This window comes from Brevibacillus sp. FSL K6-0770, from assembly GCF_038000275.1.
Taxonomy (GTDB): Bacteria; Bacillota; Bacilli; order Brevibacillales; family Brevibacillaceae; genus Brevibacillus; species Brevibacillus parabrevis.
The window spans coordinates 4097501-4120080 of sequence record NZ_JBBOBQ010000001.1 but is presented as its reverse complement, the minus strand read 5'-3'; the positions used below and the strand labels follow the sequence as shown (position 1 = coordinate 4120080).

General features: G+C 53.5%; 23 protein-coding genes (1 of these 23 cut by a window edge). 16 read left to right on the top strand and 7 right to left on the bottom strand.

Translation table 11 applies throughout. The features are described from left to right. The first annotated feature begins 2 nt into the window (after positions 1 to 2). Genes NST23_RS19645 through NST23_RS19610 form a run of 8 tightly spaced genes read left to right on the top strand, consistent with a single transcriptional unit; the run spans position 3 to position 8911 of the window. Positions 3 to 875: a MurR/RpiR family transcriptional regulator gene (locus NST23_RS19645; RefSeq protein ID WP_122964038.1), complete on the top strand. Its 873-nt coding sequence runs from the start codon at positions 3 to 5 to the stop codon at positions 873 to 875. A 27-nt stretch (positions 876 to 902) separates the two neighbouring features. Beyond that, positions 903 to 2513: an ABC transporter substrate-binding protein gene (locus tag NST23_RS19640; protein WP_122964039.1), complete on the top strand. Its 1611-nt coding sequence runs from the start codon at positions 903 to 905 to the stop codon at positions 2511 to 2513. 18 nt (positions 2514 to 2531) lie between these two features. After that, entirely contained in the window at positions 2532 to 3452 is a 921-nt protein-coding gene (locus tag NST23_RS19635) for an ABC transporter permease (protein ID WP_122964040.1), read from the top strand. 15 nt (positions 3453 to 3467) lie between these two features. Continuing rightward, on the top strand, positions 3468 to 4322 hold the full coding sequence (locus NST23_RS19630; RefSeq protein WP_122964041.1) for an ABC transporter permease: 855 nt from the start codon (positions 3468 to 3470) through the stop codon (positions 4320 to 4322). A gap of 14 nt (positions 4323 to 4336) precedes the next feature. After that, entirely contained in the window at positions 4337 to 5320 is a 984-nt protein-coding gene (locus NST23_RS19625; RefSeq protein ID WP_340964401.1) for an ABC transporter ATP-binding protein, read from the top strand. Continuing rightward, positions 5317 to 6324, top strand: coding sequence for an ABC transporter ATP-binding protein (locus NST23_RS19620; protein WP_173598195.1), 1008 nt, complete (start codon positions 5317 to 5319; stop codon positions 6322 to 6324). Before NST23_RS19625 ends, NST23_RS19620 begins: the two co-directional genes overlap by 4 nt. Beyond that, a complete protein-coding gene (menC, locus tag NST23_RS19615; RefSeq protein WP_122964044.1) occupies positions 6305 to 7417 on the top strand; it encodes an o-succinylbenzoate synthase in 1113 nt (370 codons plus the stop codon). Before NST23_RS19620 ends, menC begins: the two co-directional genes overlap by 20 nt. 54 nt (positions 7418 to 7471) lie before the next feature. Then, positions 7472 to 8911: a serine hydrolase gene (locus tag NST23_RS19610; protein ID WP_173598193.1), complete on the top strand. Its 1440-nt coding sequence runs from the start codon at positions 7472 to 7474 to the stop codon at positions 8909 to 8911. Between the two features lie 130 nt (positions 8912 to 9041). On the opposite strand, the gene NST23_RS19605 is transcribed toward NST23_RS19610, so the two are convergent. After that, a complete protein-coding gene (locus tag NST23_RS19605; protein WP_173598192.1) occupies positions 9042 to 10355 on the bottom strand; it encodes an MFS transporter in 1314 nt (437 codons plus the stop codon). Then, positions 10336 to 11067, bottom strand: coding sequence for an ArsR/SmtB family transcription factor (locus NST23_RS19600; protein WP_122964047.1), 732 nt, complete (start codon positions 11065 to 11067; stop codon positions 10336 to 10338). The genes NST23_RS19605 and NST23_RS19600 overlap by 20 nt, the downstream gene beginning before the upstream one ends. Positions 11068 to 11249: 182 nt before the next feature. On the opposite strand from NST23_RS19600, the gene NST23_RS19595 reads away from it, so the two are divergent. Together NST23_RS19595 and NST23_RS19590 are read left to right on the top strand one after the other, a co-directional pair. After that, on the top strand, positions 11250 to 12476 hold the full coding sequence (locus NST23_RS19595) for an MFS transporter (protein ID WP_173598191.1): 1227 nt from the start codon (positions 11250 to 11252) through the stop codon (positions 12474 to 12476). A 139-nt stretch (positions 12477 to 12615) separates the two neighbouring features. Beyond that, complete coding sequence (locus tag NST23_RS19590; RefSeq protein WP_122964049.1) at positions 12616 to 13875, top strand: MFS transporter; 1260 nt, start codon at positions 12616 to 12618, stop codon at positions 13873 to 13875. Here NST23_RS19590 and NST23_RS19585 read toward each other — a convergent pair. Beyond that, complete coding sequence (locus NST23_RS19585) at positions 13846 to 14625, bottom strand: SDR family NAD(P)-dependent oxidoreductase (protein ID WP_328139869.1); 780 nt, start codon at positions 14623 to 14625, stop codon at positions 13846 to 13848. The genes NST23_RS19590 and NST23_RS19585 overlap by 30 nt on opposite strands. A gap of 98 nt (positions 14626 to 14723) precedes the next feature. Between NST23_RS19585 and NST23_RS19580 the strand changes: the two genes are divergently transcribed. Then, the gene (locus tag NST23_RS19580) at positions 14724 to 14942 is read left to right on the top strand and encodes a DUF1540 domain-containing protein (RefSeq protein ID WP_063228159.1); all 219 of its coding nucleotides are present in this window, start codon (positions 14724 to 14726) and stop codon (positions 14940 to 14942) included. Between the two features lie 60 nt (positions 14943 to 15002). On the opposite strand, the gene NST23_RS19575 is transcribed toward NST23_RS19580, so the two are convergent. Next, positions 15003 to 15593 (bottom strand): hypothetical protein, encoded by a 591-nt coding sequence (locus NST23_RS19575; protein WP_122964051.1) that lies wholly within the window; start codon positions 15591 to 15593, stop codon positions 15003 to 15005. Between the two features lie 96 nt (positions 15594 to 15689). On the opposite strand from NST23_RS19575, the gene NST23_RS19570 reads away from it, so the two are divergent. Continuing rightward, on the top strand, positions 15690 to 16271 hold the full coding sequence (locus NST23_RS19570; protein ID WP_122964052.1) for a DUF456 domain-containing protein: 582 nt from the start codon (positions 15690 to 15692) through the stop codon (positions 16269 to 16271). 85 nt (positions 16272 to 16356) lie between these two features. Here NST23_RS19570 and NST23_RS19565 read toward each other — a convergent pair whose 3' ends face one another. Further along, positions 16357 to 16890, bottom strand: a complete 534-nt coding sequence (locus NST23_RS19565) for an inosine/xanthosine triphosphatase (RefSeq protein WP_340964400.1) — start codon at positions 16888 to 16890, stop codon at positions 16357 to 16359. Positions 16891 to 17031: 141 nt separating this feature from the next. Between NST23_RS19565 and dapF the strand changes: the two genes are divergently transcribed. Continuing rightward, positions 17032 to 17892: a diaminopimelate epimerase gene (gene dapF, locus NST23_RS19560; protein ID WP_122964054.1), complete on the top strand. Its 861-nt coding sequence runs from the start codon at positions 17032 to 17034 to the stop codon at positions 17890 to 17892. A gap of 60 nt (positions 17893 to 17952) precedes the next feature. Here dapF and NST23_RS19555 read toward each other — a convergent pair whose 3' ends face one another. Continuing rightward, on the bottom strand, positions 17953 to 18969 hold the full coding sequence (locus NST23_RS19555; protein ID WP_340964399.1) for a LysM peptidoglycan-binding domain-containing protein: 1017 nt from the start codon (positions 18967 to 18969) through the stop codon (positions 17953 to 17955). A gap of 242 nt (positions 18970 to 19211) precedes the next feature. Next, entirely contained in the window at positions 19212 to 19358 is a 147-nt protein-coding gene (locus tag NST23_RS19550; protein WP_167470278.1) for a hypothetical protein, read from the bottom strand. A 284-nt stretch (positions 19359 to 19642) separates the two neighbouring features. On the opposite strand from NST23_RS19550, the gene NST23_RS19545 reads away from it, so the two are divergent. The 3 genes in view from NST23_RS19545 to NST23_RS19535 are tightly spaced (at most 36 nt apart) and all read left to right on the top strand, a layout consistent with a single transcriptional unit that may run on beyond the window. Next, positions 19643 to 20812 (top strand): cysteine desulfurase family protein, encoded by a 1170-nt coding sequence (locus NST23_RS19545; protein ID WP_122964056.1) that lies wholly within the window; start codon positions 19643 to 19645, stop codon positions 20810 to 20812. Positions 20813 to 20842: 30 nt separating this feature from the next. After that, the gene (gene thiI, locus NST23_RS19540; protein ID WP_122964057.1) at positions 20843 to 22042 is read left to right on the top strand and encodes a tRNA uracil 4-sulfurtransferase ThiI; all 1200 of its coding nucleotides are present in this window, start codon (positions 20843 to 20845) and stop codon (positions 22040 to 22042) included. A gap of 36 nt (positions 22043 to 22078) precedes the next feature. Next, on the top strand, positions 22079 to 22580 hold the 5' portion of the coding sequence (locus NST23_RS19535; protein ID WP_122964058.1) for a fumarylacetoacetate hydrolase family protein. The gene runs 275 nt beyond the window's last position; the window shows 502 of its 777 coding nt (coding positions 1-502); its start codon is at positions 22079 to 22081; the stop codon falls past the right edge of the window.

The following is a 22580-nucleotide window of genomic DNA, read 5'->3' as shown; positions in this document are numbered from 1 at the left end:
AGATGGAAAACGTACAGGAGCGCATTCGCAAACATTATCCGGAATTGACAAACCAGCAAAAGTTGGCCGCCAAATACATTCTCGCCGAAACAAAAGTCGTAGCCCAAAAACCAGCAAAGGTGGTCGGGGCGCTGAGCGGCACGAGTGAAACGACAGTCATTCGCCTCTCCTACGCGCTCGGTTACTCCGGGTATAGCGAGTTGCAGCAAGAAATTCGCAGCTCCTTGCTGGATAAAGTGCAAAAAGAAAATGCCATTGACAGCCTGCGGGCAGCAGCGGAAGATTTGCGCGATCAGGACGATCTGATCTCCTTCAACATGGAGCAGGACGTCGCCTACATTCGGCAAACGCTCGGCGGACTGAAAAAGGAACAACTGGAGCAGGCGGTAGCAAGCATCATGGCCGCCAAGCACATTCTCGTCGTCGGCTTCCGCAGCTCGTATGCCCCTGCCAATTGGCTCGCTTTTTCACTGAATGTCGTAAAAGGAAATGCGCACCTGTACAGAGGACCTGTCGACGATGCGAACTATTTGCTGACCCAGATCAATTCGGACTGGTTGGTCATTACCTTGTCCTTTCCCCGCTATGTCAGTGAAACGATTTTGTTCACCAAGGCGGCAAAGGAGAGAGGGGCTGTCGTTTTGGGGATTACCGACGACGAGCTTTCTCCGGTCGGGCCGATTGCCGATCAAGTCTTGAAAGTTCATGCACCTGCTCCTACCGCGCTGAAAGGAATGACCGCGATCTTTTCCATGCTGAGCGTACTGGTCAGCGGTGTGGTACAGGCCGATGGCGAGCAGGTGAAGGAACGGCTGCTAAACTACGAAAACACGAGTCGCCAAATCTATCCCTTCGTGGGGGAAACCGACATGTGACGCTGAGAGAAAAAAGGGGATGAGGGTATGAAAAAAAGCTGGTGGAAAACAGGGCCACTAAGCGTACTGCTGGCAACGGCAGTCATCGCAGGCTGTTCATCGCAGACAGCCAACCAGACGACGCAGCCGAAAACCGATGAGGCGGGCAAGACGAGCAACACGCTCGTTGTCTCATCGCTGATTGACCCGGACACGCTCGATCTGCACAAAACAACCTGGCTCGGCAACGAGAACGGCCTTTTGTACGAACCGCTGCTGAGCCGGGACACTTCGGGAAAAATCATCCCCGGCCTTGCGGAAAAATACGAGATTTCGCCGGACGGCAAAACGTGGACGTTCACCATACGCAAAAATATCCGCTTCCACACCGGCAATCCTGTGACGGCAGCCGCTGTGAAGGAGTCGTTTGACCGGATGCTGGAAATCTCCCCTGTCAAAGGGATCGTCGGGCCGATCGAAAAAGTGGAGGCAACAGACGAGCAGACGCTGAAAGTTCATTTCAGCAAGCCATTTTCTCCTTTTATCAACGTCGTCATTAGCGGAATGGTTTCTCCTGTAGACACGAAGGCGGCAAAAGAGCTGGGCGACGGTTTTGGCGACAAGCCATCGGGAACGGGGCCGATCCAGTTTGAGAAGCGGGAGCGGGGCGCATCGCTTCTGTTCAAGAAAAATCCCGAGTACAACTGGGGGCCGGAGTACGTCGCAAACAAAGGCCCGCTTCATATCGACAACGTTTTGTTCCGCTTTTTGAAAGACGACGATACGCGCATGATGGAGTTCAAAAAAGGGACGATTCACGTGCTGCACGATGTTCCGGCAAACTCTGTCGCTGAATTGCAGTCATTGCCTGGCGTCGACATTCAGAAAACGATGGACATCGGCATCAAGTACATCGCTTTTAACAACAAGCATCCACTGTTCAGTGACGTTCGCCTGCGCAAGGCGGTAGCTCTCTCCGTCGACCGCGATCCGCTGGTACAAGTAGCGTTGAACGGTTTCGGCAAACCGATATACGGACCGTTGGCACCGACGATTTTCGGCTACAGCGAGGCGATCGAGAACAAGGCGAAGCAAATGTACACCCGCAATGTAGCGGAGTCCAAGCAGTTGCTGGCAGATGCCGGATGGACGGACACCAACAACGACGGCATCGTGGACAAGGACGGCAAACCGTTGTCGGTGGAGATTTTGGTGTCACAGCAGCCAGCGTTTACCAGAGCCGCGCAAATTCTCCAAAGCCAGCTGAGAGAAGCGGGAATCGATCTCAAAATTACCGTTCAGGAAATGACGACAATCAAAGACCGGATCAGCAAAAAGTCGTACGACATGGCACTGATGTACTACGGCTGGTACGATGCCGACATTCTGTTTCTCATTTTTGAAAAGAGCAACGCCGAAAGCCGCATGCACTATACGCGGCCCGAGCTGGACGATCTGCTGAACAAAGGGCGGGAAGCTTCCAGCGAAGAGGAACGCATTCGCATTTACGAACAGGCACAGGAAATTTTGCTGAACGATTCGCCATGGGTGCCGCTCTGGGTGAACGAAGTCGTGACGGCAACGAGAGGCATCAAAGGCTTTGGGCTCAATTCCTACACGCAATACTTCATTTTGAATGATGTCACTCTCGATAAATAGAGAAACAGGGGTGATGGTATGCGCCGCTATGTGGTGAAAAGGCTGATTTCTCTATTGGGCACGCTCCTGGGCGTATCTGTCCTGATATTTCTCATGGTGCACCTGATTCCCGGCGATCCTGCGACGCAAATATTGGGACAGTTTGCCACGCCGGAAGCCATCAGCCAGATGCGCACGGCGCTCGGACTGGATCAGCCGCTATGGCAGCAGTATGTCGGCTTTCTGGGCAGACTTTTGACGGGGGATCTGGGTACGTCTCTCTTTACGGGAGAGAGTGTGTGGGAGCAGATTGTCACGCGCTTCCCGATCACGTTGCAGCTTGCTATTTTCAGTGTTTTGATTGCCGCAATATTCGGTATTTTACTCGGGACGATTGCCGCTGTGAAACAAAATACGCTGGTGGACAGATTCGTCGTCCTGCTCTCGCTGGTCGGGATTTCCGCGCCAGGCTTCTGGATCGCCCTGTTCCTGATCTGGATTTTTGCTTACAAGCTCGCGCTGTTTCCGATTTCCGGCTATGAGGGCGTTCATTCCTTGCTGCTGCCAGCCATCACTTTGGGCATGGCGGAAGCGGGGATGATCGCCCGAATGACCCGGGCAAGCATGCTGGAAGTGATCAAACAGGACTACATGCGGACAGCCGAAGCAAAAGGGGCTTCGCTCGTTTCACTCATTTTCAGCCACGGCTTGCCCAATGCAATTATCCCGGTCGTGACGATGATCGGCTTGCAATTTGGCTCGCTGATGGCAGGCGCTGTAGTCGTGGAGACGGTATTTTCCTTGCAAGGCATCGGCAGTCTGGCGATTGAAGCGATCAGCAAGCGAGACATGCCGACAGTGCAAGGGATGGTATTTTTCATGGCGCTGATTTTTGCACTGACCAACTTGATCGTGGATCTGATTTACAGCCGGATTGATCCGCGCATCCACTTCGATTAGGGGAGGAGCAGGATTATCGTGAATAACAGTCGTCACATGTCTTACTGGTCAGGGATCAGAAAGCGATTGCAGCGCAATAAAACAGCTATGGCCGGAGCGATCATCCTGCTTGTTTTTACACTCGGCTCGCTGCTCGCTCCCGTGATCGCCCCGCATCCCGTCGAACAGATGAACTTTGATCAACGTCTGGCTGCTCCCAGTTCTACCCATCTCTTGGGAACGGACGATTTTGGCCGGGACATTTTTTCCCGCTTGTTGCATGGCGGTCGCATCTCGCTTTTGATGGGGTTGATAACGGTAGTGTTGTCGACCACGATTGGGGTCACGCTCGGAATTATTGCCGGATATTACAGGCGTCTTGATTTGTTTATCATGCAGGGGATGGATATTCTCATGTCGCTGCCCGCCTTGCTTTTGGCGATCGCAGTCATTGCCGTGCTCGGGCCAGGATTGGCCAATGCGATGATTGCCGTCGTGATCGCGGTCATCCCGTCCTACGTGCGGGTCGTGCGTTCCGCGGTGTTGTCCATTCGGGAAAAAGAGTACATCGAAGCCGTCCGCGCTTTGGGCATCCGGGATTGGCAAATTCTTTTGAAGCACATTTTGCCGAACATCATGTCGCCGATCATCGTGTTGTCGACGATCCAGTTTGGCGTCAGTATTTTGGCTGCTGCGGCTTTGAGCTTTCTCGGTTTGGGCGCACAGCCGCCGATGCCTGAATGGGGGGCGATGGTTTTTGTCGGCAAGTCGTTTTTGAGTCAGGCTTGGTGGATGTCGATTTTCCCTGGAATGGCGATCATGCTGGTGGTTCTGGGCTTCAATCTGCTTGGGGATGGATTGCGCGACGCCCTGGACCCGAAAACGAGGTAAGGGAGGATGGACAGATGAAAGACTCTCTCTTGGAAGTCGATGACTTGCGGGTGCAGTTTCGCACGGAAAACGGTGTGCTGCCCGCCTTGCAAGGCATTTCTTTTCAGATCAAAAAAGGCGAGACAGTAGCCTTGGTAGGAGAATCCGGCTGCGGAAAAAGCGTCACCTCGCTTGCGATCATGGGGCTGTTGGCCAGCTCGTCTGCGCAAATGAAAGGGAACATCCGCTTTCGGAACAAGGAGCTTGGCCAGCTTGGGCCAAAGGAGATGCGAGAGATCAGGGGCAAAGAGATCGCCATGATTTTTCAGGAGCCGATGACTTCCCTCAATCCGGTGCACACGATCGGCAGGCAATTGGAGGAAGTGTATCGGTTGCACACCGATTTGCCGAAAAAAGAGCGGCAGAACAAGGCAATCGAGATGCTGAAAAAGGTCGGAGTTCCGCGTGCCGAGGAAATTATGCGGGAATATCCGCACCAGTTGTCGGGGGGCATGAAGCAGCGGGTGATGATTGCCATGGCGATGGCCTGCAACCCGCATTTGCTGATCGCGGATGAACCGACGACAGCGCTGGACGTGACGATCCAGGCGCAAATTTTGGAGCTGATGAACGACTTGAAGGAAAAGGCCGACACGTCACTGCTCCTGATTACACACGATCTCGGCGTCGTCGCGGAGATGGCGAACCGCGTCCTGGTCATGTACTACGGAGAGATTGTGGAGGAAGCAGATGTCGCCAGCCTGTTCTCGCAGCCGCTTCATCCGTATACCGCCGGACTTTTGCGCTGTATCCCGGACTTGGATGAAGCAGAGAAAAGACGCCTCGACCCGATCGAAGGCAGCGTCCCTTTGCTCGGAGAAGTGACGCAAGGGTGTGCGTTCCGCTTTCGCTGTCCTTTGGCAGAAGAACGCTGTCATCTGGAAAAACCGCCGCTGTCAGGCAAAGGAACGCAAGCCGTCCGCTGCTGGCTGTACGCGAAAGAGGAGATGGCGGTATGAGCGAAGTTTTGTTGTCCGTAAACGATTTGAAGACGTATTTTCCGATCAAGAAAGGACTGTTCGGTCAGAGCGGCGAAGTGGTCAAGGCAGTCGATGGAGTTTCCTTCCAGTTGAAAAAAGGGGAGACGCTGGGGCTGGTCGGGGAAAGCGGCTGCGGCAAATCGACGACAGGCAGAAGCATCATGCGCTTGATTGAGCCGACAGGCGGGACGATTCATTTTGAGGATCAAGAAATAACCGCCATGCCAGAGAGTCGGTTTCGCGCGTTTCGCAAAAAAATGCAAATCGTGTTTCAGGACCCGTACGCTTCCTTGAATCCGCGCATGACCGTGCAGGGGGCTTTGGAGGAAGCGCTGGGGGTAAAGGAGCCGAAAATGTCGTCTGCCGAGCGCAGGGAGCAGGTGAAGGAACTGCTGCAACTGGTCGGGCTGAATCCGCAGTTCGCTGCCCGTTATCCGCACGAGTTCAGCGGCGGGCAACGGCAACGGATCGGCATTGCCCGGGCTTTGGCGGTGCAGCCTTCGCTGGTCGTTGCCGATGAGCCTGTGTCGGCCTTGGATGTCTCCATTCAGGCGCAAATTGTCAATCTGCTGCAAGATTTGCAGGAACGGCTTGGACTTGGCTACTTGTTTATTTCCCACGACCTGGGAGTCGTTCGGCATATCAGTGACAGAATCGCCGTCATGTATCTCGGGCGAATTGTGGAGATCGCCGACAAGAAAGATTTGTTTGCGGGCCCGCTTCATCCGTATACACAGGCATTGATGTCGGCTGTGCCGAAAGCCAATCCGTTTCGCCGCAAAGAAAGGATTGTACTGACGGGCGATGTGCCCAGTCCTTCGCGGGTTCCGGCAGGATGCTCTTTTCACACCCGCTGTCCGCACAGCACGGAAGTTTGCCGTACGATTCGTCCCGTTCCCAGCCAGGTACAGCCCCGTCATTTTGTCGCATGCCACCTATATGAAACAGAAGGGATGAAGATCATTGAAAATCGAGCGCATTGAGTTGCAGCAACTCCATATTCCACTTCGCTTCCGTTTTGAAACGAGCTTTGGCTATACGCTTGTCAAAGAGTTGATTCTGGTCAGCGTCTACGGTGAGGGCGAGGTTGGCTACGCGGAAAGCGTGGCGATGCCTGATCCTTACTATAATGAAGAAACGACCGAGACTGCTTGGCACATGATGGAGCGTTTTCTCATCCCCAAGCTGTTTGCCAACCCGATCGAGACGCCGGAAGACGTAGATCGGCTGTTTGCCCCCGTTCGCCGCAACTACATGGCTAAATCAGCGTTGGAAGGCGCGATTTGGGATTTGTACAGCAAGCAAAAAGGAATTTCTTTGGCCAGGGCGCTCGGCGGCGACAAAGCGGTGATCGACGTCGGCATCAGCATCGGAATTGAGCCGACGGTCGATCAAGTGTTGGCGAAAGTGGAACGGCACTTGGCGGAAGGCTACAAAAAAATCAAGGTAAAGATCAAGCCGGGTTTCGATGTGGAGCTGATTCGCGCGATCCGCAAGCAGTTCGGTGACGATGTGCCGCTGATGGCCGACGCCAATTCCGCTTACACGATGGAGCACGTCGATATCATGAAAGAGCTGGATCACTACGGATTGATGATGATTGAACAGCCGTTGGCTCACGATGACATCATCGACCATGCCAAGCTGCAGCGGGAGCTGTCCACGCCGATTTGTCTGGACGAGAGCATTCATAGTGTGGAAGATGCGCGAAAAGCAATCGAGTTGGGCAGCTGCGGCATTATCAATATTAAAGTCGGTCGCGTGGGCGGTTTGACCGAGTCGAAGCGGATTCACGATTTGTGCCAGGTACACGGCATTCCGGTCTGGTGCGGGGGAATGATCGAGTCCGGAGTGGGCCGCGCTCACAATATCGCCATTACGACTCTGCCGAACTTCACAATTCCGGGCGATACAGCGGCATCGAGCCGTTACTGGGAAGAAGACATCGTGGAGAACGGGGTAGAACTGATTGCTCCAGGGCAATTGGCGGTACCGGAAGGACCTGGCATCGGCTATGCACTGAACAAGCGAGCGGTCGGGAACTACGTCCTGCGTTCGCAAAATTTCCGGCCGTAGCTAGGCTTGCTTCACGATTTTTCTAAATAAAGGGAAAAAAGGGGAGAAGTAAAGATGGCGGTGTGGGTGGAATCGTTTGAGGAGTATGCGCAAAAGTTGCTTTCCCAGGCAAAAATTACAGGTGCGGCAGTTGGTTTGGCCAAGCAAGGACAGATGGACTACTTCCGCGGCTTCGGGCTTGCGGACGATACAGAAGACGCGCTGGAGTTGACGCCGGACACGGTATTTGGCATCGGCTCTGTCACGAAATCATTTACTTGCGTTGCCATCATGCAGCTTCAGGAGCAAGGCAAGCTGCATGTCCACGATCCGGTTCGCAAATACATCCCTGAGCTGTCCACACCAAACGAAGACTATACTCGCGCGATGACGATTCATCATCTGATGACCCACACCGCAGGCTTCCCTCCGTTGGATTCACTCGTCGGAGCGATGAAAAACAGCATGCTCGAAGATACGGCCAACCGCACGTTCAGCTCCGGGTTGCAATGGGACCTGGACAAAGCGGAAGCGATCGAGACTTACGACGAGTTGCTTGCCTACATGGCAAAGCTCGAATATGAGCTGCTCGGCGCTCCTGGCGAACATTTCAGCTACTCCAACGACAGCTACGCCTTGCTCGGAATTATTGTCGGGCGGGTGAGCGGAATCGCGTACGAACAATTTGTCCGCGAGCATATTCTGGAGCCTGCCGGCATGACGAACAGCGCTTTTCTCATCGAGGAGCTGCCAGCAGATGCGCAGGTGGCAACTCTTTTCACCCGCAAAAGTCCTGAGGAAGGCGGGGCGGTGTTTCGCTCGCCAGCTTGGTGGGACGCTCCGGCCATGCGTTCGGGAGGCTTTTTGAAATCGACCATTCGCGATTTGTTGCGCTACACGGAGTTGTTCCGCACGGGTGGTCTGGTAGGCGACAAGCGGTTGCTTTCGGCGGACAGTGTCAAGGACATGACAACTCCTTACGCTCCGCTCACTCCTTTTCAAGGCTACGGGTACGGGCTGATGATCGGCAAAGATGGCCACGGCGGTACACTCATCGAGCATGGCGGGGCGATCAAAGGGGTCAGCGCGCAAATTTTTACGATTCCGGAAAGCGACACGACAGGGGCGATTCTCATGAACGTGGACGGCGGGCCTGCCACTGACCTGATGCATGGCTTGTTGAACGAGTATCGCGGCCAACCTGCTGCAACTCCTCCGTTCCCTTACGCAGACTACGAACTGCCTGTCGAGCGACTGGCTACGTATGTCGGGGAGTATCGTTCCTCGGAAGGGGCCAACGTAACCGTCGAGATCGAAGAAAACGGTTTGGTGCTCAAAGCGATGGGGGGCAAGCTTCCGCTGCGGGCGGTAGGAGAGGACGGCTTCGTGTTCAAACGGGGCGAGACAGATTCGTACATCCGGTTTTTCCGGGATGAAGCGGGCGAGATCAGCCGGATGGGCTTCGGCTTCCGGCAGTTGCCCAAAGTGTCGGTAGGAAAAGAGCAGACCGTGTAAAGACCAAACACGCGTCCTTGACAAGCATGGAAGTTGCTTGCCAGGGGCGCGTGATTTTTTCAGGTGCTGGCACTGCACTGTTATGATCTTACGGTCTATGCTGCCATGCCGCTAAGCGCGAACGTTCCCCCTATGTAGACGAGGCATGGGAATGAATCGCTTCTCCCGCTGCGGAGCGCTGCCAGTCAGGGTGCTGCTCCATGTTGCGGAAGGTGCGGAACAAAAGCAGGCAAAGCGATGACAGGCTGAAAATGATTCCGCCAGCGAGCAGAAGAACGCCGGAAGTGGCCGTTTTCGAGGCCAAAAGGAACGAGCAGAGAGCGTAGCTGACCGGACCGAAGCCAAGCGACATCAGGGAGAGCAGCGACATGACGCGGCCGAGCATGGCAGAAGGGACGATGGTCTGGATGTAAGTGATGATCGGGATGTTCGTCATGCTGAGCATCATGCCGATGCAGAACATCGGGAGCAATCCGAACAAAAGCTGCTGCATGAAAAAGAGCGAGCTCATCGCGACCCCCATGCCGCCGAGGAAAAAGGGGAGCAGAATAAATTTTCCGCGAAAGCCTTTGCACAGTCCGGTCAAAATCCCTCCGACGATCGTGCCGACGCCAAGCGAGGTGCTAAGTGTGCTGTACGCGCTTCCATCCCAGCCGAGGTCTTTGACGTGCAGCGGTATCCCCATGTTGATCGGCCCGGAAAACATCATGTTGATCACGAGCGAGGTGACGAGCAGCATAGTCAGGATCGGAATCCCGTATGTAAAGCGAATCCCGCCCCATATATCCTGAAAATACGATCCTGCGCCAGAAGACGGCGAAGCGGTTGCGCGAGTCTCGTCGCGTGAGGAAGCATGCAGGCGCAAAGCGAGCAAAACCAGTGCCCCTGTGAAAAAGGCGAGCGCCAATATGACGAACATGAGCGAATAGTTGTGGGTGCGGATCAACAGCGCGGAGACGACAGGACCGCCGACCATGCTGATCTGCTGGGAAATTTCCATCATGCTGTTGGCAGGAGCGAGTTGTTCCCGAGAGACAAGGGAGGGCAGGATCGAGCTGCGAGCTGGCCAGAAGAAAGCGTCGACAGTGCCGAAAAGGGCGGCGATCCCGTAGATGAGCAGGAACAGCCATTCCAGCGTCTCGCCTTGGAGAACCAGCCCAAAACCGAGCAGGATGATGCAGCGAGCCAAAAGCGAAGCGAACATGATCCACTTCCGATTCCAGCGATCTGCGGCCACTCCCCCCGCAAGCATGAACAGCAGGCGGGGAATCGACATGCAAATAAGCGCGGTTCCGAGCATCGTTTCCGATCCCGTCTGATCGACGATAAACCAGGACAACAGCAAAAAGAATGCGCCATCGGCCATGGCCGACAAGATCGTCGCACACCAGAGCAAAAGAAACGAGCGATTTTTCCACAAGGCATTAGTTGGAATCGTCGTCATCCTGTTGCGCCTCCTGCTTCTTTTTGACCACGAATTTGCTCGATATATGCTTGTAGTCGCTCGGCAAGTGCTCGTAGTTATCCGGCAAAGATTCATCTTCCGATACGTAAATGCGTTCGTCTGTCATAAAGCCGACTGTTACGATATAAAAGTTTTCCGCTGTGTCCTCCGCTTCTCCGGCGGCGATTCGCTGCAAGTGGCGTGCTTCCATATCGCCCAGCTCGTCAATCAGGGCATGGTATTTGTCAAGCCACTGCTGGATTTCGTGACGCGGAGCTTTTATTTCTGCGTTGAAAGCGATGGCAGGGGCGCGTTTGCTTTTGTCCGCGAATTGCATGAACGATTCGTCGGGAGCGTTGTACAGGCGGGTGAGGCTTGAGCGCAAATGGTTGACCATCGCTTCCTGGAGCAGCATGCTGTTTTCGCTGAGGGAAGGGAGCAGTTCTTCACTGACTTTGAAATCGTAGGCGACCGCCCGGTAAAATTTTTGCACAATCCCGTTTTTCTCTTCGGTACGGACGACCTGGACAAAGCCCTGGCTTTCCAATTCCTTGAGATGATAGTGCACCTTGGAAGCAGAGAGGGAGAGCAAGGTAGCGAGCTGCTTGCCCGTATACGCTTCCTTTACAAGCAAGGTGATGATTTCCATCCGCAAAGCATCGCTGACGACTTTCAGTTGATCCAAAGTTTCGATGACTAAAAAACGTTTCATGGCGCACCTGCCTCATTTTAATAATCATGAACGTAACGAAATATAAAAACGTTCAATTTATTTTGAACGTATAATAACTTAAAGCCGACTCATTGACAAGAACAATTTGCCGCTATTTTCAGGCAAGTGCTACAATGGGGAGAAAGTTGACTGGGTAAGCTTTTTGGAAAGGATGCGCGATGATGACCTTGCTACAGCACCCGATTTTTCGCCGTCTGTATGCGGCCCATATTGTTCATATTATAGGGAATGAGTTTACGTTTATTGCGGTTGTAGGGCTTTTGCACGATTTGAGCGGTTCCGGTTTGTCCTTTGCCGCAGGCACGGTATTTCGGATGGTGCCGTATGTACTGACAAGCCTGTTTTCCGGAGCGCTGGTGGAGAACTGGGACAAGCGCAGAGTCATGCTGATCGTCAACCTGCTTAGGGGGATTCTTGTCAGTCTGTTTTTCTTGATCACGTCTGTGACTTATTTGTGGATCGCTTTTTTGCTGTTGATTCTCGTCAATATTTGCAGCGCCTTTTTTCAGCCTGCGATGCAGGTAGCCATCGTCAGCTCTGTTGAAGAGCGGGACCGGCTGGCAGCCAACTCGCTTTTGCAAGGGACGACTTCGTTTTTGATTATTGTTTGCCAGGGAATCGCCGCTGTACTCGTTTATCTTTTTTCCTATCGCTACAACTTTTTGCTTGATGCCGCCTGTTATTTGCTGTCCCTGTTTATTCTGCTGCGGCTTCCTCCGATCGCTGAAGCTGTGGTGCACAAGGCAGGCACGCATTTTTTCGCTCGGCTACAGGAAGGCTTCCGCTATATCGGCGGCAACAGAAGAATCGGGCAGGTTATTTTGTACCAGATGGCAGAGAGGGTCTGCGCCGCTTATTACATCATGCTGATGTTTTACGTGCTTCAGGAGCGGGGCGAAGGGCTGTACGTATTCGGTTTGCTCGACATTCCGCTGGGGCTGGGCGGCGTGATCGCCGGAATCGCCGCTGGCCGACTGGCGGAGAGATTGAATGAACAGGGCATATCTCGTTTCCAGGGCTGGGCGCTGATCGCGATGGGACTGTCGATTGTCGCGGTGTTTCATATCAAGCCGTTGCTTGGGCTTGCTGTCGCCATCCTGTTTTGTTCATTCGCGTCGTTCAGTTCTTCGATTTTGTCCGTTACCAAGCTGCAAAAGCTGGCGGACCCTGCCTTTTTGGCCCGTGTTTTCTCGATCAGGGAAATGGCGACGATGGGAGCCTTTTCAGCGAGCTGTCTCGTACTCGGCTTTTGCGCAGAACAGGTCGGGAGCGCTGCTGTTTCGGTGTGGCTTGGCTTGTTCGGTGTTGTAGCAGGTGTCTTTTGGCTCTGGAGCCGCAAACAATTGCATCGTCTGGAGGAGCAGGAATCGTCGGTTCATCCGGAATGAGTTTCCCCTTTGCCCGTTCCCGAATGGGCAGAGGGCTTTTTGTGTTTTTGCTTACTTTATCATTTAATAAACATAAATATTGAAAATGTATGAAATTGTGTATACAATGAATGGAAACAGAGATAAAGGAAGATGCAGGATGAAAGAATTATGGAGACAGCGCGGATTTCGCTGGTATTGGCTCGGCATGTTTTTATCGGGATTGGGTGACCAGTTCGGCTGGATGGGGCTTACCTGGTTTGTGATGAACAAGACCGGATCTCCCGCTGCGATGGGGGGAGTTGTCCTGGCGTACATGCTGCCAGCCGTATTTGCGGGTTTGGTCGCGGGGGTATTGCTGGATCGGTTTGATCGCCGTAAGTTGATTATGGTGGACAATATAGCCCGCGGGGTGATTTTTATCGCTCTGGTGGCTTTGCTGCAGGTCGACCACGTTCCGCTTTTCGTGATTTACATATTGATTGTCATTGCCGGAACGCTGTCTCCGCTCAGTACAGCGGGTGCCCAGACGCTGTTGCCGAGGCTGGTGGCGGATAAAAATCATCTGGTCAAAGCGAATGGCGTCATGGAGAGTCAGTGGCAAATCATCTACATGTTCGGCCCGGCGCTGGCTGGGGTGCTGATCGGATTGATTGGGGAAGCTTACGTACTGCTGATTGATGCCGCCAGCTTTTTTGTTTGCGCCCTCTGTTTCTCGCGCCTGCCAAAAGAACTGACGAAAAGCGCAAACCCCGGCGTTCCGCAAAACATGCAGGCGGGCAAGTTTTTGCGCTCGCTGTTGGTCGATATGCAAACAGGCTACCGCTACTTGTTCGGAAACAAGCAAATGGTCGCTCTCGTGTTCTTCACGTTTTTGTTCAATATGTCTTACGGGCCGATTGAGGTGGCGTTGCCGCTTTATGCCAATCAAAACTTGGAGGGTGGCTCGATTGCGCTGGGGATGCTCTGGTCGTCGCTTGCCATCGGAGCGCTGCTCGGGTCGTTGTTCTTCTCGACGATTACGTGGAAATTCCCGCTCGGGGGCACGCTTGCGGGAATCATGGTCTTGTGGGGGCTGACCACGATGCCGCTCGCTTTCTTTTCCCGGCTGGAGGTGGCGATGGTCGCGATGGCTTTGGCAGGGTTCAGTTATTCTCCTTACAACATCATGTACAGAAGTTATTTGCAAAGGCAGGTCCCGGATGCTTTGCTGGGAAGAGTGATGACGAGCATCCGGACGGTTACGGGAACGGGAATGCCGGCTGGGGCGGCAGTCTCGGGGGTGTTGATTCCTTTTCTCGGGGTACAAGGATTGTTCGGGGCAGGGGCGGTCATGTGCGTGGTGTGCGGCTTGTTCGCCTTCGGAATGCTGCGGGACCTCAAAAATCAGTCACTTGCGATTGAGGAGCGGGGAAACTAGCTGTTTCAAACGTTGCGGCAGCAGGCTGTAAAGCACGGATAGCATCTTCAGGCGAAAAGGCATGGCTACTTCCGAGCGCTTTTTCTCTACCGCCTTGTAAATCAGGCGGGCCGTGTCGTCGGGAGAGAGCAAGTAACGGGCTACTTTGCTGCGATACGCTCCTGTCCGGTCCGCTTTTTCCAAAAAAGGCGTATCGATCGGGCCGGGAAGGGCACAGGTCACATGGACGCCGCTTCCTGCAAGCTCATGCTGCAAGCCTTCGCTGAACCGGATCACGGCGGCTTTGCTCGCGGCGTATACGGATGCTTTGGCGGTAGCGACCTGACCTGCGAGCGAGGCGACGTTGACGATATGTCCCTGCTGATGATCGAGCATCATCGGCAAAAAAGCGCGAGTGGTGTACATGACGCCGGCAATGTTCGTTCGCAACGTCTCTTCCAGTTCGTCGATCGTCATGTCTACGAGCGGCTCGAACACAGCGACGCCCGCATTGTTGTACAAAAGGTCGCACGCTCCGAAGCGCACATGCACCCAGGCTGCAAAGCGCCGGACGTCCTCGTTGTTTCCGACGTGGAGCGCATAGGAAAACAATCGCTCCCGATTGGCGGAAGAAATGGACAGCGACTCATGATTTACGGGTTTGCGCGATGCTGCGATGACCAGATCGCCTTTTTCCAGATGCAAGCGGGTCAGCGCCTGACCTAGACCGCCAGACGCTCCGGTGATGACGACTACGCGGGGTGTATGCATGGCTCCCCCTCTTTTCTGTATCGTTTGTGGTTGTTTGTTTTTCACAAGTATATCCCTTAGACGAATGGTGAAGGATAGCCTCTAGGAGGTGAATCCAAATGCCACAAGTAAAATGCAGCGTAGCAAACTGTGAGTATTGGGCGCAAGGCAATATTTGCAGCGCCGACGAAATCATGGTGGAGATCGACGCCCACGCGAACGCCAACCTGAAGGAAGAGTTTGCGGGTGAGTATGGTCAAAATGACCATAAAGATCAAGCAACCACTTCGTCTGAAACCTGTTGTCTGACGTTCAAGCCGAAGAAATCGGCAAAGTAAGGCTTGGACGTCCAAAAAGACGTATCCCGACCAGGAGATACGTCTTTTTGCTGCATACACTTAGACACGGGCTTGTCCAAGCGACAATGTCTTGATTTTGTGGTCGACTTCCTCCCAGGAGGTCACGCGGTGCACAAGCTCAGGGAGGCGGGCCTGATTGTACGGTGTATCGAACAAAAACACGGGAATTTGCAAGGCTTCCGACAGTTGCAGGGCATTTTCCAGCCGATCTTCCAGGAACAGATCCACGCCCCACTTTTGGGCAGCGGCAAGCTTGTCGTGGGAGCCGACCAAATCCACTTCATGGTAAGGGATTTGATAACGGGCAAACCAGTTCAGCGTCACATCGTGATGGTGCGCTTCCCTGGCGCTGATGTAAATCAGCTTGTGCAACGGATACCAGTTGCGCAACACCTGATCGGCAATGCCGTGAACAGGCGCTTCGTCGTACAGGCGTTCACCATTTTGGGCGAGCCAGTTGTCAAACTCCTCGTCTGTAATCTGATACACGTTGGCCAAATTGTACTCCAGACAGTCTTCATATCGTAAATCTCTGCCAAAGCTTTCATTCATCAACGGCACAATACTGCTGGGTGAAGTGACCGTTCCGTCAATATCAATGCCAATGGTTAGGAACTTCTCTGGTTTCATCCTCTCGCCTCCAGTTTAAATTGTACACCGCAGGCAGACAATAAGGCTACTTCCTTCACTAACAAATCCTTTACCAAAAAAGGGGCTGAGCATGGTATGTTGGATCGACACGAACGCATGAATGCGAAGCGGAAGGAAGATACCGGCTTTTCCGACACGGTAGATCAGCACGACAGGGAGTTTGCAGTAGACACCTGGACCCAGGCCGCTTTCGACGAAGATGAGGAACGCTCAAGGCGAAGGATTCACTACGATCCTCACTCTTTGACAGAGCGTTATTCCGGCGAAGAGGACAGGGTGGAGAACGACTTTTCGGAGCGATTGGATGGCGTTGTACTGACGAGGGAAGACCGCGCGCCGGTCACCGTGAGAAGAGACGACGACATCGAGGCAGCGGCGGAAATCGCCGAACCGATTCCTTCGCGTCGTTCTGTGCGTGAGATCAGCGATGACGAAGATAGCCGGGAAAGCGGGGCCAGCGGTATCGGCATGACAGGTCTGGGGCTATCGATCCTGTCCCTGTTCCTGATGCCGTATCTCGTGGCGCCAATCGGGATGGTGCTTGGCTATTTGGCGTATCGACGCGATTCGAGAACGCTGGGGGCGTGGGCGATGATTGTAGGTGCGATCTCCATTTTGGGAGCTTTGGTCATCTACCCGTACTACACGGCCCGGTAGTAACCAGCAGCAGACCGCAAAAAGCAAAAAGCCTCCTTCGCGCTGCAACAGCCGAAGAGGCTTTTTGTTTTGACGTCGCCCTCGATCAGCTGGTGTAAAAACGGGATTGATACGGTGTGATCGCAGCGATGACGGCTTCGCAAAAAACATCGGAGCGGTTGAGGCGGTCGTTGGTCAAAAGCGCGTAAGCTCCGCCGCGATGGTTGCTTCCGCTCGTTTGGCCCCACTCGTCCATAATCACGCTCAGTTCCGTCTTTTCTGCCACAATGCGCTCAATCGCCTGTTTGGGCATGGGAAAAGCCAGACCTTTGCCCAAAAACAGCTGCTTTCCGTCCCAGGCTGCGCACACCGAGATCAAATACCATTGTCCGGTAAACGCTTCGTCATACATCAGGCCGCCTTCCAGACCAAGCCCGATTTGCGCCTCCGGAGCAAGGGCGAGAGCCGCTTTTGCCCGATTGATGGCTCCGGTAATCGTTTCTTGTTCGCTCATGGGCTGGGCAGGCACTCCCGAAGGAACGGCGAGACAAATCGGGTCGATGCCCGTGGCTTTTTGTACGGCCAGCCGCTTTGCTTCGTTTTTCGTGCCGAGCACATAGCGTAATGTTGCGTCATTCATTGGATCAAATGTCACCTCGACAGTTAGCGGTTGCTCTTGATTACTGGTAGTATACCACTTCCCCCAAACGGAAGTTGTTGTGTTAAGATAAGTCCATATATAAAGAGAGTCAGAAATTACAGAGAAAACGGGGAGTGGCAGATGAAATTTACCAAATTGCATGGCTTGGGCAACGACTATGTGTACGTCAACTGTTTCGAGGAAACGTTGGCGGGAGTGGATCTTCCCGAACTGGCAAGACGGGTAAGCGATCGCAATTTCGGCATTGGCGGAGACGGCCTGATTTTGATTCTTCCGTCAGAGCGCGCCGATTTTCGCATGCGCGTATTCAACAACGACGGAAGCGAGGCAAAAAACTGCGGCAACGGCCTGCGCTGTGTGAGCAAATACGTGTACGATCACGGCTTGACTGCGCAAACCACGTTTACGGTAGAAACATGGGGCGGCATGATGAAGCCGGTTGTCTCTGTCGGGGCTGACGGCAAAGTGGAGCAAGTCACGATTGATATGGGAGAGCCGCGTTTTGAACGCTCGGCGATTCCGATGACAGGCATACCGGAAGAGCAGGCGCACGAAGAGGTGCTGGAAGTGGACGGGGCTGTGTTTACGATGACGGCTGTATCCATGGGCAATCCGCACGCGATTATTTTCATGGACGAAGTGCGCGACGAAGATGTGCGCACGTACGGACCGAAGATCGAGTTCCACGAATGGTTCCCGGAACGCACCAACGTTGAATTTATCCAAATATTGAATCGGGAAGAGATCTTGTTCCGCGTCTGGGAGCGGGGATCTGGCGTGACCCTCGCGTGCGGAACCGGAGCTTGTGCAGCGGCCGTCGCAGCGGCGCTCGCTGGCAAGGTCGACAGAGCGGTTACCGTGCATTTGGCAGGAGGAGACCTGTTTATCGATTGGCGGGAAGAAGACAATCGCGTCTACATGACAGGGCCAGCCACAGAAGTGTTCCAAGGTGTGTACAGCGGGCCTATTCCTTATAAATAAGCAAACAGGAAAAAGCCGTTCCAGTCATGACGATGGAACGGCTTTTCGCCTGTCAGTTGCCTATTTTCCTGCCGCAATCCGAATCGCGGCTTGGTGGTCGGGGTCAATCAGGTTGTCTTTGTGGCGCAGGCTGCCAGGGAAGTGAATATCAAAATGCCCGTCAAATGCATTGTCCGTTATATACTCGATGCTGTGCGGCATGGAGGACATGGAGGCGGCTAGACGACGACCATCGACTTCCACGATGACAGGCCGGATGCTCCAGGAAAAATTGCCGCCCCAAATGCTTTTGATGGTAGCACTGTCCGCTGAAGTCAACGGTTCCGTGTCAGAATGGGAAGCGCCGATCGTGCGTTTGACCATGAAGCTTTTGCCCGTAGCAAAATCGGTCACTTTTGCAGTCGCATTGATCGGGAACAAATACTGGGCCGCTTCAAACCAGTCCAGATACTCACCGTACTTGGCTCCTGCTGTCTCGGTTTTTGGAATGTGGTGCACAGGAACAGTTACGATTTGACCGATCTGCAAGTAATCGGATTCGCTCAGCTTGTTGGCTTGCAAAAACTCGGTAAACGGGATGCCGTGGGCAATCGAAATCGTCCAAGGCGTATCTCCTTTGGCAACCTGATAGTGAGTGTTCTCTACCCAAGGCTTGTCCGGCTCAGGCTTGGGGGCGGGCGCAGGCGCAGGTGTCTCGGCGGCCGGCTCTTGCTTGGGGATCAGCAGCTTTTGCCCGATGAGAATTTCCGTCGTTTGCAGTTTGTTTGTATTCACAATAGTTTGAATGCTTGCGCCGTAGTTGTAGGCGATTTTCCACAGGACGTCGCCTGCTTTGACCGTATAAACGGTGGAACGCGGAGGTATGTACAGCGTTTGTCCGACCATGATCATGTCCGATTGCAACTGGTTAGCCAGTTTGAGCTGTTCGACCGTGATCTGGTTTTTGTACGCGATATTGCCGAGTGTGTCTCCAGGGACGACCTGAATCGTTTGGGCAAAGGCAGATGTAGCAGGGAGCAAGCCAGCAACCAGAGTAGCTTGCAGGGCGAGACGTTTCCAGCGCGTTGTTTTGAACATGAAAGCCTCCTCGATGCCGTAGCGTGGTGTAGTGGTTCATCTTGATTGTACGCAGTGGAAACCGTTGCTTTCATCAGGTAAATCTACCCTCGATTGGTCGCCTCTCCCAGCAGAGGTGAAAACTCCTCCTTTTCCAAATGAAAAATTAACCGAAAATTGTGCTTATAGACATAAAAATAGCGTGGAAGCGGCCAAATCGTCTTGCCCGCACCCACGCTATCGCAAATAAAATAAGCGAAAAGTCACCCGTTGTACACCTCATTTAGATATGCGACATCATTTTGGTCGTATTGAGGGGTACTTTTGTTCATTTTGGCCAGTTCAGCCTGCAATCTTTTCAGTTCAGCTTCCATCTTGTTGATTTTTTCTTGCATTGCTTGTGTTGTCATCGCTGCTCTCTCCTTGTTCCCGTGTAGGTATCTTTTTTTCTAAATTTATTGACAATTCTAACGAAAGCCTATCGCATTGTAAATAGCTTAAATTTGGATGTAAGCGCTTTAGTTGTGAAAAGAATGTGAACGCTTGCTCAGGCTTGGCTAAAAACGACTGGTTGCCTGCAAAAAGCAGGGGAAAATAATCAGGAAGTACACTCGGGTAGTATGTTCCACATGGACAGTCGTGTTATGATGAAGGGTAGACTTAGGGCAGCTCGCCCTCAGGAAGGTGTGGACTGGTGATTTACTTAGACAACAGTGCGACAACCCGGCCTCATCCAGGGGTCATTGAGACAGTAAAACGGGCGATGGAGAACTATTATGGAAATCCGTCCTCTTTGCATCAAAAAGGGGTGGAAGCCGAAAACGTACTCAAGCAGGCGCGGAAGGTTGCTGCACAGTACCTGGGCTGCAAAGAAGGGGAAATCATTTTTACCTCCGGAGGCACAGAAAGCAATAATACGGCAATCAAGGGCATTGCCTTTCAATATCAGAACAGAGGGAAGCATATTGTTACCACACAAGTCGAGCATCCGGCTGTCTACGATGTGTGCAAGCAGCTGGAGGGGATCGGGTTTGCCGTGACCTATCTGCCTGTGGATCGCGAAGGGCGCGTGTCTGTCGAGGATGTAAAGCGTGCGCTCCGTCCGGACACGATTCTCGTGTCTGTCATGCATGTGAACAACGAACTGGGGACGATTCAGCCCGTGGAAGAAATCGGACAGTGGCTAAAGCAGTATCCGAAGGTTTTGTTCCATGTGGATGCCGTCCAGGGGATCGGCAAAGTGCCGCTGTCTCTGCACGACTCCGGCATCGATCTGTTGAGTGTGTCCGCCCACAAGTTCTATGGCCCGCGGGGAGTGGGCATCCTGTATAAACGCGAAGGATTGATTATCCACCCGTTGATGATGGGCGGCGGACAAGAAGCTGGGGTGCGCTCGGGAACGGAAAACCTTCCGGCGATCGCTGGCATGGCCAAAGCCATTCGGGTTTTGGAGGAGCTGGGCAAGGACGAAGCCGGGAGACTGCAAAGCCTGAACCAACGGCTGCGCGAAGGCATTGAGCGAATTGCAGGCTGTATCGTTAACACGCCGCAGCAAGGGGCAGCTCCGCACATTATGAACTTGTCCGTACCGGGAGTAAAAGCGGAAGTGTTGCTGCACGCTTTGGAAGAGAGAGGCTTTCTCGTCTCGACCAAGTCAGCCTGCTCGTCTAAAGCGAATGAGCCAAGCAGGGTGTTGACGGCTGTCGGGATTGAACGGGATTGTGCCCTGTCATCTTTGCGCATCAGCCTGGGCAGGGAAAATACGCGTGAGGAGATCGAGCAGTTCCTGACCGCGCTGGAAGCGTGCGTAGAAACCTTGCGCTCGTTTATCAAGCCGCAAACGGTCCCGGATCGCAGAAAATAAGAGAAGAGAACCCATTCAAAGGAGATTATCATGAACTACGATGTTATTTTGATTCGCTACGGCGAGCTTGCTCTTAAAGGCAAAAACCGCGACCAGTTTGAAGAAGCGCTGGTCAGAAGTGTGAAAAGCGTGCTGCGCTCCTTTTTCAAAGTAAAGGTGAGACGCAACTACGGGCGCATGTATGTCGAGCTGCATGGCGAGGATGCTTATGCGGTCATGGAACGGTTGAAGCGCGTTTTCGGCATCTCTTCCTTTAGTCCGACCGTTCAGGTGGACCCGGATATCGAGACGATCAAGGAAAAAGCGCTGGAAATGGTCCGTCAATTGCAGCCGGAACCGCGCACGTTCCGCGTGGTCACTCGTCGTGCGGACAAGCGCTACCCGATTCCTTCCATGGAAGTGAACCGAATCGTCGGTACCCACATTTTGCGGGCGCTGCCTGCGATCAAGGTAGATGTGCACGAGCCTGAAACGATCGTCAATGTGGAAATTCGCGCAGAAGGTACGTATTTAAGCTGCGAAACGATTCCGGGGCCAGGCGGCTTGCCAGTAGGCGTGAGTGGAAAAGTGCTGCTGCTTTTGTCGGGGGGAATCGACAGCCCTGTAGCTGGCTGGATGATGCTGAAGCGCGGAGTTACGCTGGAAGCGATCCACTTCCACAGCTATCCGTTCACCAGCGAGCGCGCTTTGCAAAAGGTGCGTGACTTGGCCCAAAAACTGACCAAGTGGGGCGGAACCGTCAAGCTGCACGTTGTTCCTTTTACCGAGATTCAAACTGCGATCCGCGAAAAGTGTCCGGAAGATTATTTGATCACGATCATGCGCCGCTTCATGATGCGCATTTCCGAGCGTGTGGCGGAAAACACGAAAGCAAAGGCTCTGGCGACAGGCGAAAGTCTCGGACAGGTAGCTTCGCAAACATTGGAGAGCATGGACACGATCAACAAGGTGATTTCCATTCCCATGCTTCGTCCGCTCATCGGGATGGACAAGGTCGACATTACCGATCTCTCGCGTAAAATCGATACGTATGAGCTGTCCATTTTGCCGTATGAAGACTGCTGCACGGTGTTTACCCCGAAAAATCCGGTAACCAGACCGAAACCGTATCTGGCTGCCAAATTTGAAGAAGTGCTGGATGTGGACGCTCTAGTGGAAAAGGCAGTAGCAGGCACTGTCATCGAAGAAATCACAACCAAGCCGAAAGAAACGACGACGGATTTGTTTTAGCCGATAGAGAAAAATGCGTGACGGGGGAGAAGAGTCATGATTATCCGCTATGAGCGAAACGGCAAAGTCAAGCATGGGTGGATGGTAGCAGAAGATCAGAAGGTCCGGGTGATCGAAGGGGATATTTATAAAATCCAAACAGCCAAACCGATCATGACGGGACTGGAGCTGCCGCTGGACGAAATCAGCCTGAAAGCGCCGTGCGATCCGAGCAAAGTGGTGTGCATCGGCTTGAATTATCGCGACCACGCGGCAGAGATGGGGATTGATCTGCCAAAAGAGCCGTTGATGTTCCTGAAGCCTTCGTCTGCTGTCGTGGGTCCGGGCGAGCCGATTGTTTATCCGAAGCTGACCGAAAATCTGCATTACGAAGGCGAACTGGCCATTGTCATCAAAAAGGAAGCAAAAAAGGTGAAGGCTGCCGATGCGGATGAGTACATCCTCGGTTTTACGTGCGCCATTGATGTGACTGCCCGCGATTTGCAATGGAGCGACGGGCAGTGGACACGCGCCAAAGGCTTTGATACGTTTTGCCCGC

Bases quoted from the DNA above. Each gene is read 5' to 3' on its own strand.
- NST23_RS19645 (WP_122964038.1), top strand. From the start codon at position 3: ATGGAAAACGTACAGGAGCGCATTCGCAAACATTATCCGGAATTGACA.
- NST23_RS19640 (WP_122964039.1), top strand. From the start codon at position 903: ATGAAAAAAAGCTGGTGGAAAACAGGGCCACTAAGCGTACTGCTGGCA.
- NST23_RS19635 (WP_122964040.1), top strand. From the start codon at position 2,532: ATGCGCCGCTATGTGGTGAAAAGGCTGATTTCTCTATTGGGCACGCTC.
- NST23_RS19625 (WP_340964401.1), top strand. From the start codon at position 4,337: ATGAAAGACTCTCTCTTGGAAGTCGATGACTTGCGGGTGCAGTTTCGC.
- NST23_RS19620 (WP_173598195.1), top strand. From the start codon at position 5,317: ATGAGCGAAGTTTTGTTGTCCGTAAACGATTTGAAGACGTATTTTCCG.
- NST23_RS19610 (WP_173598193.1), top strand. From the start codon at position 7,472: ATGGCGGTGTGGGTGGAATCGTTTGAGGAGTATGCGCAAAAGTTGCTT.
- NST23_RS19605 (WP_173598192.1), bottom strand. From the start codon at position 10,355: ATGACGACGATTCCAACTAATGCCTTGTGGAAAAATCGCTCGTTTCTT.
- NST23_RS19600 (WP_122964047.1), bottom strand. From the start codon at position 11,067: ATGAAACGTTTTTTAGTCATCGAAACTTTGGATCAACTGAAAGTCGTC.
- NST23_RS19595 (WP_173598191.1), top strand. From the start codon at position 11,250: ATGACCTTGCTACAGCACCCGATTTTTCGCCGTCTGTATGCGGCCCAT.
- NST23_RS19590 (WP_122964049.1), top strand. From the start codon at position 12,616: ATGAAAGAATTATGGAGACAGCGCGGATTTCGCTGGTATTGGCTCGGC.
- NST23_RS19585 (WP_328139869.1), bottom strand. From the start codon at position 14,625: ATGCATACACCCCGCGTAGTCGTCATCACCGGAGCGTCTGGCGGTCTA.
- NST23_RS19580 (WP_063228159.1), top strand. From the start codon at position 14,724: ATGCCACAAGTAAAATGCAGCGTAGCAAACTGTGAGTATTGGGCGCAA.
- NST23_RS19575 (WP_122964051.1), bottom strand. From the start codon at position 15,593: ATGAAACCAGAGAAGTTCCTAACCATTGGCATTGATATTGACGGAACG.
- NST23_RS19570 (WP_122964052.1), top strand. From the start codon at position 15,690: ATGTTGGATCGACACGAACGCATGAATGCGAAGCGGAAGGAAGATACC.
- NST23_RS19565 (WP_340964400.1), bottom strand. From the start codon at position 16,890: ATGAATGACGCAACATTACGCTATGTGCTCGGCACGAAAAACGAAGCA.
- dapF (WP_122964054.1), top strand. From the start codon at position 17,032: ATGAAATTTACCAAATTGCATGGCTTGGGCAACGACTATGTGTACGTC.
- NST23_RS19555 (WP_340964399.1), bottom strand. From the start codon at position 18,969: ATGTTCAAAACAACGCGCTGGAAACGTCTCGCCCTGCAAGCTACTCTG.
- NST23_RS19550 (WP_167470278.1), bottom strand. From the start codon at position 19,358: ATGACAACACAAGCAATGCAAGAAAAAATCAACAAGATGGAAGCTGAA.
- thiI (WP_122964057.1), top strand. From the start codon at position 20,843: ATGAACTACGATGTTATTTTGATTCGCTACGGCGAGCTTGCTCTTAAA.